This is a genomic window from Lentibacillus jeotgali, from assembly GCF_000224785.1.
Classification (GTDB): Bacteria; Bacillota; Bacilli; order Bacillales; family Amphibacillaceae; genus Lentibacillus; species Lentibacillus jeotgali.
On the sequence record NZ_AGAV01000016.1, the window covers coordinates 46,522 to 59,144 of the forward strand.

A 12,623-nucleotide genomic window follows, 5' to 3' on the forward strand; every position below is an offset into this window, starting at 1 on the left:
TTATCCTAGGTATGTCTTCATCACCCGTCAAATTTTTTGTTGCAATTTCATTGTAATATGATAAAATTTAAGAAAATTAAAAATAACAGTTAGAAGACTGATGCCTTTATCAAATTGCTTTCTTTAAATCAAATAAGTTGAAATCGCTTACAGTAGAGTTGGATGACATAGGAGGGTAGCAGAATGCTCGGTTATATCTTAAAACGATTTGCCATTATGGCTGTAACGCTTTGGATCATTGTTACCCTGACATTTGTCTTGATGGTGACATTACCCGGGTCGCCGCTTAATGAGGAACGGACCACCAACGAGACGGTTCAGGCTAACCTTGAAGCACATTATAACTTGGATGAACCATATTATATACAGTATTTGCTTTACATAAAATCAATTGTCACGTTTGACTTTGGTCCTTCGATTAAACAGCCAACTGAGTCGGTGAACGATTTGCTTGGACGAGGGTTTCCGATTTCATTTGAACTCGGGATTGTCACAATTGTGGTTGCCGTTATTTCCGGAATCATACTCGGTATTTTTGCAGCTCTCAAACACAACGGCATCATTGATTATCTGGCGATGACGATTGCTGTTCTCGGGATATCGATCCCCAATTTTGTCCTTGCGACAATGCTGATTCAGGTCTTTGCAGTCTATTGGGGCATTCTCCCAGCGGCCACCTGGTCAAGCCCGGTACATATGATTATGCCGACCATTGCACTGGCAACGGGCCCAATGGCTATTATTGCTCGTCTCACGCGTTCGACCATGCTTGAAGTGCTGACACAGGATTATATTAAAATGGCACGTGCCAAAGGACTGAAACCCTGGAAAGTCATCATTAAGCATGCTCTCAAAAATGCGCTAATGCCTGTGGTAACAATCACGGGGACCCTGCTCGCCGGCATTTTGACGGGAACATTTGTTATTGAGCAGATCTTCGGCATACCGGGCATGGGCAAATACTTTGTCGAAAGCATCAATCAGCGGGATTATCCGGTGATTATGGGGACTACCGTTTTTTATAGTGCCTTTCTGATACTGATGCTGTTTTTGGTCGATGTTGCCTATGGTCTGCTTGATCCGAGAATTAAACTGCATAACAAGGGAGGAGAATAATATGTCTGCAACCGATGAAACAAAACATGTCCATTCTCCTGCCGATATACCGGATGATTGGTTTAAATGGCGCGATAAAGATTTAAAAGCGGCTGAGACTGTGTCGCGTCCATCGCTTTCGTACTGGAAAGATGCATGGAAGCGTCTTAAGAAAAATAAACTGGCCATGGCAGGGTTCGCCTTCCTGATTTTGTTGGGAATCCTCGCGGTTATTGGTCCAATGATATCACCATATACGGTAACAGACCAGAACCGCCCGAACCAGTTCCTGCCGCCCTCAGCGGATCACTGGTTTGGCACAGACGCACTAGGACGCGATGTCTTCACCCGCACATGGTACGGTGCCAGAATCTCACTGTTTGTCGGGTTAATGGCCGCCCTGATTGACTTTTTCGTCGGGGTTATCTACGGGGGCATTTCCGGCTATAAAGGCGGCCGCACTGACAGTATCATGATGCGGATCATCGAGGTTCTGTACGGTCTGCCTTATTTATTGGTCGTCATTTTGCTCCTAGTCGTCATGGGACCGAGCCTGACGACGATTATTATCGCCTTGTCTGTCACCGGCTGGGTCGGAATGGCCAGGATTGTCAGGGGACAGGTTCTGCAAATCAAAAACTTTGAATTTGTGCTGGCATCGAAATCATTTGGCACAAAAACACCAAGGATCATCAGGAAAAATTTGCTCCCAAATACAATGGGGCCGATCATCGTTCAAATGACGCTGACCGTACCGAATGCGATTTTTGCTGAAGCATTTCTGAGCTTCTTGGGATTGGGCATTCAGTCGCCGTTTGCGAGCTGGGGTGTGATGGCTAATGATGCATTGGGCGCCATTCTATCAGGATACTGGTGGACGTTGTTTTTCCCGGCTTTCTTTATTTCATTTACAATGTTTGCATTTAACGTATTAGGTGACGGGCTTCAGGATGCACTGGATCCGAAGCTGAGGGAGTAGGTGAAGCGATGGAAAAAATACTGGATGTAAATGACCTGCACGTAACCTTTACAACATATGGCGGAACGGTCAAAGCAGTAAGAGGTGTCAGTTTTGATCTGCACCGAGGCGAAACATTAGCAATCGTCGGGGAGTCCGGCTGTGGAAAAAGCGTCACCTCAAATGCAATTATGCAGCTGATTCCCGTTCCGCCCGGAAAAATTTCAAACGGGACAATCACGTTTAAAGGAAAAGAATTAACAGCAATTCCTGAAAAAGAAATGCGAGCGATCCGCGGTGTCGATATTTCGATGATTTTTCAGGATCCGATGACGGCATTGAATCCGACATTAACGATCGGTACACAGCTGACAGAGGGCTTAATAGAGCATCGGAAAATCTCAAGGGCCGAGGCAAAAGAGAAAGCACTGGAGATGATGAATCTTGTCGGGATCCCGAACCCCAGGGAGCGATTCAAACAGTACCCGCACCAATTCAGTGGCGGCATGCGGCAGCGGATTGTGATTGCCATCGCCTTAATCTGTGAACCGGAGCTGCTGATTGCCGACGAGCCGACGACAGCACTTGATGTGACCATCCAGGCACAGATACTGGAATTGTTCGAGCGCATACAGGAGCAAACCGGCGTGTCGATTATTTTAATCACGCATGATCTCGGGGTTGTCGCAAAAATAGCTGACCGCATCGTTGTCATGTATGCAGGCAAAATTATCGAGGAAGGCACACGGAAAGAAGTATTTTACGAACCGCAGCATCCGTATACAAGGGGCTTATTGAAATCCGTGCCGCGACTCGACATTAAGGGAGAGAAACTGATCCCGATTGATGGCACACCACCGGATTTATTCTCACCTCCCCAAGGGTGCCCGTTTACAGCGCGGTGCCCGATGGCCATGGAGGTGTGTAATAAAGTTTACCCGCTCCAAACGGAACTTAGCGAGACACACAAAGTGGATTGCTGGCTCCAGGATGACCGGGCTAAACAGCTTTTGGCTGCAACAGCCGATAAATACTGACAAGGGGGGATAACGAACATGAAGAAAAAAAGCTTATGGCTGATCATGTTTACAGCCTTCATGCTAGTGCTGGCGGCATGTACGACATCAACTGGCAATGAAGGCAGCGAGGGGGAAAATTCAGACTCAGAGGCGGAAGCAACGGAAGAAAATGGCGGTGAAAAAGTATTGCGCATGAATAATGGCGAAGAGCCAACGTCATTGAATCCGCCGGTCGGCTTTGACTCTGTTTCATGGAATGTGCTGAATAACCTGATGGAAGGGTTGACGCGACTTGGCAAGGATGACATGCCGCAGCCTGCGATGGCAGAGGATTGGGAAGTATCCGATGATGGAAAAACTTACACCTTCAAACTTCGGGAAGACGCCAACTGGTCCAATGGTGATCCGGTAACGGCTGAAGACTTTGTGTATGCATGGAAACAGCTGCTGAATCCTGAAACGGGTTCGTCTGCAGCATTTCTCGGTTATTTTATTGAAGGCGGGGAAGCGTACAACTCAGGCAATGGTTCAGTGGATGATGTAGCAGTTCAAGCTGTCGATGAAAAGACGTTTGAAGTTACATTGACCTCGCCAACAAATTATTTCCTGCATGTCGTGTCCAATCCGGCATTCTTCCCGGTTAATAAGGAAGTTGCTGAAGAAAATCCGGAATGGTATGCAGAGGCAGATTCATTTGTTGCAAATGGTCCATTCAAGCTGGAATCATGGACACACGATAAGGAAATGGTGTTTGCCAAGAACGAAGAATACTGGGACAGCGACACCGTAAGTCTTGATAAAGTTCACTGGGCAATGGTTAACGATGTCAATACCGAGTATCAGATGTTTGAAAGCGATGAACTGGATGTAACCGAGATTCCGTCCGATATGGCTGATCAGCTGATTGACGGGGATAATGTTGTCATTGAAGAACAAGCAGGACTTTATTTCTACCGATTTAATGTGACACAGGAACCATTCCAGAACAAAAAAATCCGGAAAGCATTCGCTTTGGCCATCAACCAGGAAGATATCGTTAATTATGTTACCAAAAACAAAGAGAAAGCAGCCAAGGCATTTGTATCACCAGGCTTCACCACCCCATCGGGAGAGGATTTCCGTGATGTGAACGGTGACTTGGTAAACTTCGATCCGGAGCGGGCAAAACAGTTGCTGGAAGAAGGCATGGAAGAGGAAGGCTATGATGAACTGCCGCCGGTCACATTGACATACAATACGGATGAACAGCATAAAGCTATTGCAGAAACGATGCAAAATATGTTCAGTGAAAATCTTGGCGTGGATGTTGAATTGGCCAATACGGAGTGGAACGTCTTCTTGGAAGACCAAAAGTCACTGAATCTGCAGTTCTCCAGAAGCTCTTTCATCTTTGACTATGGTGATCCGATTAACTTCCTGGAAAGCTTTGTTACAGATTCTTCAATGAATCGCACAGGCTGGTCAAATGAAGCATATGATAATCTGATTTCACAGGCGAAACAGGAAACGGATGAAGAAAAACGCTGGGAAATGATGTATGAAGCGGAAAAGATACTGGCGGAGGAAATGCCGATTTTCCCAATTCATTATTACAACCAGGTTTATATTTACAAAGATGACGTAAAAGATATTGTCCGCCACCCGGTCGGCTACCTCGAGCTGAAATGGGCAGATATCCAGCAGTAAAAAGAGCTGATTTCGGCAGTTGCCGAAATCTTCTCTTTGTCAATTTTGTTAAGACGGCTAATCGCGCGGGAACGCCACTGAATCGCGCGGAAATAGCGGGAAATCGCGCGACAAAGGCCCAAATTCGCGCGAGCACGGCAATAATCCGTGCAACCCAATCTGAAGTGCTAAACGGGCTGGGACATAATTAAAACAACCAACTCTAAAGACGAACAATATACTGCCTTAGCGTAGGAAATATACGTAGACTCCTGCGGGAGAAGAGGCATAGGTGAGACCCCGGAGTGCGAAGCGCGAGGAGGCTCACCAGCCGCCCGCGGAAAGCGAAGTATATTTCCGAAGCGGGTTATATCACCAATCATATTTTCTATTTAGTTTGGATTTTCTTTTTCATCAAAGCACTTTTGTCCCGCCCTCTTCTTTCACTTCTATACATAATAGGGCGTATTCAAAGGAATGGATCAGAATGAAACCAAAGCGTTTAACAAAAGGTGATACAATTGGCATAACAGCACCGGCCAGCCCTGCTGAGGTAAAACGTGTGAAAGAAACAATCCCATTTTTTGAACACTTGGGACTACGTGTCAAGCTCGGCAGGACACTTGGCCTAAAGCACGGCTATTTAGCCGGAACTGATGCAGAGCGGCTTTTTGATTTCCATCAGATGATGGCAGACGACTCAATCAAAGCGGTCTTTTTTGCCCGCGGCGGCTATGGGACGGCACGCATCGCTGATGATATAGATTATCAGCTCGTACGGCAGAATCCCAAAATAATATGGGGCTACAGCGATATCACTTATCTGCATACAGCCATCCGCCAAAGAACCGGACTGACGACGTTCCATGGCCCGATGCCGGCTTCGGATATAGCGGATAGTGATTTTGATAGACTGTCTGCAAGCATGTTTCAGCAGCTGTTCGAACCTGTCACATTGTACTATTCAGAACATATTTCGCTGCTGAATGTCATCGTACCGGGAAAAGCAAACGGGGAGCTTGTCGGTGGAAATCTGTCACTCTTAATCAGTTCAATGGGCACACCATACGAAATCGAGACATACGGAAAATTGCTTTTGATTGAGGATATCGGGGAGGAGCCGTACCGCGTCGATTCCATGCTCAATCAGCTTAAGCTCGCCGGCAAATTGAATGCGGCAGCAGGAATCGTGATCGGGGATTTTGCTGAAGCGGATCCGCCGGAAGGGAAATCATCACTTTCCCTGGAGCAGGTCTTTTATGATTATTTTTCCGGTCTGTCGTGTCCGGTTATGTCCGGATTTAAAATCGGTCACTGCTTCCCGCATTTTTCCGTACCATTGGGAGAAACAGCCGTCATAAACACAGCGGATAAAACACTGACAGTCGAAGCAGGCGTGCGATAGCTGAACAGAATCCTATAGGGCGAGCTGTTATTGTGGATATTTTTCCTGATCCCCCCTCAAATATTGAGGCGAGGTTTGGGGATAAGTTTTACAAAGATAGCACTAATCAGCTTGATAAGCATTAAGAGGGGGTGTATCTGATGGTTAAACAAACGTTTGGTCCATATACTGCAGAAGTTTGGGTGACAGCAGTTCAGGTCGCAACAATATGGACGTCGCCAGCGTCGCCACGGACAATTGATGAACATGGGCTCAGTCATCCGACTGACATCGACGGCTGGGTTAGCAGTCTCGATTATGAATCAACTGTCGCGCTGTCCGATGAAAATCGTATTCAGACCCAAACATTATATGGAGAAGCGGTCACCGTTACCGAAACAAAGGGTGACTGGGCGCATGTTGTCATCCCGACACAGGTCTCGGTAAAAGATGAGCGCGGGTACCCCGGCTGGATGCCACTCGACCAGCTGAAACAGGTGAATAAGCAGGACTGGCAACGCGGGGAATCAGCTGCCGTCATCTCACCGCATGCCTGGCTGGAGGGTGAGGAGGGCGAAAGCATCATGAAACTCAGTTATATGACGATTTTGCCGGTTGAAACGAAAGCGGGTAGCCGTGTTAAAGTGAACACACCTCATGGCTATAATTATTTACAGAAAAATGATGTAACGATTTTTCGCTCCGATCAAGGTTTGAAAAAGCAGCCGGGCACTGAGTTGTTAAAGGCTGGTGAGGCGTACGTCGGTCTGGATTATTTCTGGGGCGGCATGAGTTCGTTCGGCTATGACTGCTCAGGCTTTACCTATGCCATGCATAAAGCAAATGGCTATCAGATCCCGCGCGATGCCGGCGATCAGGCGAACTCCGGGCAAAGCATTCCATATGACCAGATGGAGCCGGGTGATCTGCTGTTTTTTGCCTATGAAGAAGGAAAAGGCAAATTACATCATGTCGGATTTTACTATGGTAAAGGCAACATGCTGCACTCGCCGCAAACCGGACGCGGTATTGAGCTGATTGAACTGAAAGGCACAAAATATGAAAGTGAGCTTTGTGCTGTAACGAGATACTGGCAAGAAGCAGAGGAGCAATCATAATGGCGGAGAAAATATTACAGCTAAGCAACCTGACCAAACATTTCAATATGCGAAAAGGGCAAGTACTGCAGGCTGTCAATGATGTAACGTTTCATATCAATAAAGGGGAAACATTCGGCCTCGTCGGGGAGTCTGGCTGCGGCAAAACAACTGTCGGCCGCACGATTATGGGCCTCTATGACAAGACATCAGGTGATGTTTTTTATGATGATCAAAATGTGCACGAACTGGACGATAAAGAAACGTTCAATTTTTACCGGCAGATGCAAATGATTTTCCAGGACCCATATGCGTCATTGAACCCGCGTTCGACGGTTAAGGAAGTCATCTCCGAGCCGATGGACGTCCATCGGCTTTATCCAAATAAAAAGGAACAATTGGACAGGGTGATACAGCTGCTGGAAGAGGTTGGGCTGAACCGTGACCATGCCAACCGTTATCCCCATGAATTCAGTGGCGGACAGCGGCAGCGGATTGGTATTGCGCGGGCGCTTGCGCTCGATCCGGATTTTATCATTGCCGATGAGCCGATTTCCGCATTAGATGTATCCGTCCAGGCACAGGTTGTAAATCTATTAAAAAATCTTCAAGAGGAAAAAGGCTTGACCTTTTTATTTATTGCCCATGATTTATCAATGGTCAAACAGATTTCTGACCGGATCGGTGTGATGTATTTAGGCAATCTGGTGGAACTGACCTCGAGTGATTCACTTTATGAAAACCCGCTCCATCCGTATACACAGGCACTACTGTCGGCCATCCCGATTCCAGATCCCGATATCGAGGATACACGAGAGCGGATTATCCTGGAAGGCGAGCTACCAAGTCCGATCGATCCGCCGAGCGGCTGTGTATTCCGCACCCGCTGTCCGTTTGCGATGGATGTTTGTGCCGAGAAAAGACCCGGGTGGCTTGAGGTGGAAAAAGACCACTATGTTGCATGCCACTTGTATGATGAAACGTTAAATGAAGCGGATCAACCGGACATAACAATCAATCATAAGCCTGTGCGGTCATAACGCACAGGCTTATTTCGAATTTGTGTGACTGCAGGATTGTTTTTCATAATCTCTGGTTCTATTGTTTTCCTCAACTGTATAAATTTAATAGTAGGAATACTAGAGGCTGTACCAATTAATTTTATCAGGTTAAGGAGGCAGTACATGAGAAAAAACAACATCATAGCACAAATCAGGAAAAAGCGGAAAAAACGCCAGGCACAATCCCTGCAGCTGCTGCAAAAAAATAAAAACCCGGTGTCACTCAACAAGTCTCCGGCATCATGGAAAGCATCCACCATATTGTTTTTGTCTTGCATGATGACGCTCATTTTGGTGGTTCCGACATTAATCGTTGTGCCGTTCATGTCCAGCTCGGGCGACCAGGAAGAAGCCGTTGAAAAAAGCGGTGAGGATGTGGAGATTGCGATGGGTGATTCCCCGTTTGCAGTCGAAGTCATGCGGGCGAACTCCGAACAGGTTGAAAGAGTACCGCTTGAGACGTATGTTTCCCGTGTGGTTGCCTCGGAAACGCCGGCCGAATTTGAAATGGAAGCCCTAAAGGCGCAATCCCTCGCCGCACGAACGTTTATCGTCAACCGCATGCTCCATCAAAACAATTCAGATCAGCCTGATGTGACGGACACAACAAGTGATCAAGTATACCATAATGAACAGGAACTCAAAAAGACAATGGGAAGCAACTACGATGAAGAAATGACCAAAATCAAAAAAGCGGTCGCAGCCACTCAAGGTGAAATTTTAACTTATGACAATAATCCCATTACAGCCGCCTATTTTTCCACCAGCAATGGCTATACGGAGAACTCGGAGGATTACTGGGAAAATAAAGTCCCGTATTTGCGCAGTGTGGAAAGCCCGTGGGATAAAAATACACAAAAATTCATGGATCAAAAAGTGCTGACGGTAAAAGAAATGGAAGACGCACTCGGCGCGGATCTACCGTCGCTTGATCAACTGTCAATGGAAATCACCAGGACGGAAGGCCAGCGTGTCGATCAGCTCAAGATTGGCGATAATTCCTATTCAGGGCGGAAAGTTCGCGAAGAGCTGGGATTAAGATCAAGTGACTTTTCCATCGAGAAAAACAATGGCCATCTGATTTTCACAACAAAAGGGTTCGGTCACGGTATCGGTATGAGTCAGTTCGGTGCAAACGGCATGGCGCAGGATGGAAAAACATATAAGGAAATTGTGAAGCATTATTATCAGGGAGTCGAAATCAGCACCGTATCCGACACCGCACCGAAATTAGTCGTGAAATAAATCGTTCAAAATCATGCCCGGGAAGCCCCGGGTATTCTTATTCCGCATCTAACTGTCAGTAAGACCCCACTTTACGGAGATGAGGTGAAAACAAAGACGATAAGTAGGGGGCAACTGCCAGTAAATGCCCGATTCTGGTCAACTAACAATCAGTGGGGGATAAAGAAAACTCCCACTGATTGAAGTGCCAATTACTCAAAATCCCCCATCTTAAAATCTGTCAACGTCACCATCAACAACCATATTAACCCCTTACTTTATCCCGGATTTCCGAAAAAATGCACGAAACCGGGAATTTTTTTGATTAAAATGTATAGTTTCCCATTTTTCTGCTCAGAATGGTTGTTGAGGTGATGAGACATGAAAGAAGAAAACAACGGCACTCCAAAAAATAAATGGAGTCGAATTTTCCGGAAAAAATGGTTCTTTCCGGCAGTCTATCTAACAGTAGCTGCACTTCTTCTATCACTGGTGGTATGGTACCAGAATCTAGGCAACCAGATTGACCAAAGCCAGGAAGAAAATACAGAAGAATACGCACCAGTCGAACATGATGAAGAGGCACAGCCGGTCATGGATCAGCAGGAAGTCATTCAAACGCCCGTCGAAAGCATGGATCAAGCAGAAATCGTAACTAAATACTATGACTACAACGCAGACCAGGAAGCTCAGGAGAATGCAATCGTCGTATTCAACGACCGCTACTATCAAAGCACAGGCATTGATATTGCATCTGCTGACGGTGAAACATTTGATGTGTTGGCGTCATTGAGTGGAACAGTAAGCGAAGTCAAGGAAGATCCGATGCTGGGAAATGTCGTAACACTGAAACACGCTAATGGTGTCACAACGCATTATGCCAGCCTTGGAGACGTTGAGGTTTCTGCTGATCAGGAAATCAATCAGGGAGATACGATTGGAACCGCTGGAGAAAACCTATTCGGTAAAGACAACGGGACACATCTCCATTTCGAAATCAGAAAAGATGGAGAAGACGTTAATCCAGAAGACTTCTTTAATCAGCCTTTAAGCGCGCTTGATGAAGTATCAACTGAGGAAGAGAAAGCGGATGGCGAAAATGCGGCGTCTGATGGAAGCGAGCACGAGAGTGAGCAATCTGAAGCAACAGAAGAGGAAAATACTGAATCCAACTCCGATGGTGCACAAGAGGAAAGCCCAGACTCTGAGGGCTCTCAGGAGGAAAACACTGACTCTGAGGGATCTGAAGAGGAAGGTGCAGACTCTGAAGGTGCAGAAGAAAGCGAATCCGGCTCATCTAACAATGACAATGCTGAATCTGACTCGTCAGAAAACAGCAACTCGGAATCTGACGGAAGTAAAGACAGCAATCAGGATGACGCTTCAAATGATGTATCACAACCAGGCAATGAGTGAGCGATGCGGGAGATGAAAATATATTTGCTTCGTCTCCCACATGACAATACGTTTCATCTATTATGCAATAACCCTAGTTGGCATTCAACTGGGGTTATTTTTTGGTAACTAAGGTTTCTGATTTTTAAGGACAATTCTATCATTAATGCGAAATTTGTCGAAGGAAATTGCTATTATTTGGCGAATCTTGTGGTATTATATAGATATATAGAATTTTTACTAAAATTATTTTATACAGGTGACCCATGCCAATTTTGATAAGGAGGTGTATTCATGTCCGGCTTTAGGTTTAATTTGATGCCTGATTCGATCGCAGCCTTGTCCACTGACGACGAGCTGAAAATAGAACAAATTTTACTGATATTGCGGCAGGATTACGATGAGCATGCTGTCCATCAGCTAATGCGAAAATTTTGCCATGAAACGACCTCCGAGGAAATCAGAAAAAAAGGCATGGAATTTTTATATATGTATGGCTATTATGACGACCTGCAGCGGCTGATCACCAAAAACAGATCATCGGAATCTCCCTCCAATCGCAAATGGGCTGAAGTTTATCAGCTGACTCTGGATCGCAAGCAAAGGCGATACCCGGCAAATGACGTTTTACGAAAAGCCAGTAAGTTTCGGACGGATGAGACCGAGTTGAAATGTCTGATCGAATTCATCAAGCTGGCAGTTTACTTTAGCAGACATGAATACGGGATGTTAGGCAATATCCTTGAAAAACAGCAGCAGCTATTCGAAAAAGTGACTGACTGCTTTATGCTGGCATTTTTCCATAACCGGCTGGATCAGAACTTATTCGTGTACTATCTCGTCCGAAATGAAGCCATTATTGCCCGCAAGTATGCGTTTCGCGCTCTAAAGGAAGCAACAAGCCCGATAACAAAAATCAGCTTGCATATCCGTCTTGGATTATCGTATATGCACGACACCTATTTGCAAGGCATCTATCATCTGACCGAAGCACTGAAACTTGCAAAGAAAGAAAACCTCCAGACAGAAGTCGAGAACATCGAACAACGGAACATTCCGTTTTTATCCGCACACTTCAACCAATTAGAAGGCATTACATCAACCGACATAAGTGAACAAGCCCATATCGAGATAGCCAAAGGGAACTATGCCAAAGCAGAGGCCCTTCTGAGCGAGATTGAAATCAACAGCCCATTCAAACTGTACTACCTGGGCATGGCCAAGCAGGATGAAAGGATTCTCCTGCAGTCATACAATGATTTTATTGAAAAACGGAGCGACTACTTCTTCAGCCGGCTGCCGCTGAATGCGCTCCGGAAAATGACCGGATAGTGCCGCTGCGGGTGGCACTCATCCGTCTTGTTAACCGCTGTAATTGGAAATAGGGCGTGGCTGCCAGTATATATTCATGAGAGGAGGAAGACCATGAGAAAACTAATTGTTTCATTAGGTCTCTTTACTGTATTGCTGTTCGGCATTGTGCCAATTGATGCGGCAGGTACAGCAGGCGATGGGCCTACAGTAAATTATGACCCAGACTTAGGCGACGTGGATTAATTTCCGGCTACATTTTTTGAATTAGAATTTATGAGAGCAGAGACAGGACCGAAAAGGACTTAAGCGTGACATAAGCTGAAAATTCAGCAGCCAAAGCCACTGCCCTATTTTCTTTTTTAATAACCTACCGATTGAGAGAACAATATTTCTTGTCCCCATTTCACCTAA

General features: G+C 45.9%; 11 protein-coding genes. All 11 read left to right on the forward strand.

Going from position 1 to position 12,623, the window contains the following annotated elements; all coding sequences use genetic code 11:
* The first annotated feature begins 183 nt into the window (after window positions 1-183).
* The 11 genes from ON01_RS13500 (at window position 184) to ON01_RS20095 (ending at window position 12,455) form a co-directional block, all read left to right on the forward strand.
* Complete coding sequence (locus ON01_RS13500; protein WP_010531593.1) at window positions 184-1,116, forward strand: ABC transporter permease; 933 nt, start codon at window positions 184-186, stop codon at window positions 1,114-1,116.
* A 1-nt stretch (window position 1,117) separates the two neighbouring features.
* Window positions 1,118-2,074, forward strand: a complete 957-nt coding sequence (locus ON01_RS13505; protein ID WP_010531594.1) for an ABC transporter permease — start codon at window positions 1,118-1,120, stop codon at window positions 2,072-2,074.
* Between the two features lie 8 nt (window positions 2,075-2,082).
* Complete coding sequence (locus tag ON01_RS13510; RefSeq protein ID WP_010531595.1) at window positions 2,083-3,090, forward strand: ABC transporter ATP-binding protein; 1,008 nt, start codon at window positions 2,083-2,085, stop codon at window positions 3,088-3,090.
* Between the two features lie 18 nt (window positions 3,091-3,108).
* On the forward strand, window positions 3,109-4,758 hold the full coding sequence (locus ON01_RS13515; RefSeq protein ID WP_010531596.1) for a peptide ABC transporter substrate-binding protein: 1,650 nt from the start codon (window positions 3,109-3,111) through the stop codon (window positions 4,756-4,758).
* 466 nt (window positions 4,759-5,224) lie between these two features.
* Window positions 5,225-6,142, forward strand: a complete 918-nt coding sequence (locus ON01_RS13520) for a S66 peptidase family protein (protein WP_010531597.1) — start codon at window positions 5,225-5,227, stop codon at window positions 6,140-6,142.
* Window positions 6,143-6,282: 140 nt separating this feature from the next.
* Window positions 6,283-7,239, forward strand: a complete 957-nt coding sequence (locus ON01_RS13525; protein WP_010531598.1) for a C40 family peptidase — start codon at window positions 6,283-6,285, stop codon at window positions 7,237-7,239.
* Window positions 7,239-8,258, forward strand: a complete 1,020-nt coding sequence (locus ON01_RS13530; RefSeq protein WP_010531599.1) for an ABC transporter ATP-binding protein — start codon at window positions 7,239-7,241, stop codon at window positions 8,256-8,258. Before ON01_RS13525 ends, ON01_RS13530 begins: the two co-directional genes overlap by 1 nt.
* 144 nt (window positions 8,259-8,402) lie before the next feature.
* Window positions 8,403-9,524: a stage II sporulation protein D gene (gene spoIID, locus ON01_RS13535; RefSeq protein ID WP_010531600.1), complete on the forward strand. Its 1,122-nt coding sequence runs from the start codon at window positions 8,403-8,405 to the stop codon at window positions 9,522-9,524.
* 360 nt (window positions 9,525-9,884) lie between these two features.
* Window positions 9,885-10,919: a stage II sporulation protein SpoIIQ gene (spoIIQ, locus tag ON01_RS13540; protein ID WP_010531601.1), complete on the forward strand. Its 1,035-nt coding sequence runs from the start codon at window positions 9,885-9,887 to the stop codon at window positions 10,917-10,919.
* A gap of 273 nt (window positions 10,920-11,192) precedes the next feature.
* Window positions 11,193-12,230, forward strand: a complete 1,038-nt coding sequence (locus tag ON01_RS13545; RefSeq protein ID WP_010531602.1) for an AimR family lysis-lysogeny pheromone receptor — start codon at window positions 11,193-11,195, stop codon at window positions 12,228-12,230.
* A 93-nt stretch (window positions 12,231-12,323) separates the two neighbouring features.
* Window positions 12,324-12,455, forward strand: a complete 132-nt coding sequence (locus tag ON01_RS20095; RefSeq protein ID WP_280990988.1) for a hypothetical protein — start codon at window positions 12,324-12,326, stop codon at window positions 12,453-12,455.
* The last annotated feature ends 168 nt before the right edge of the window (window positions 12,456-12,623 follow it).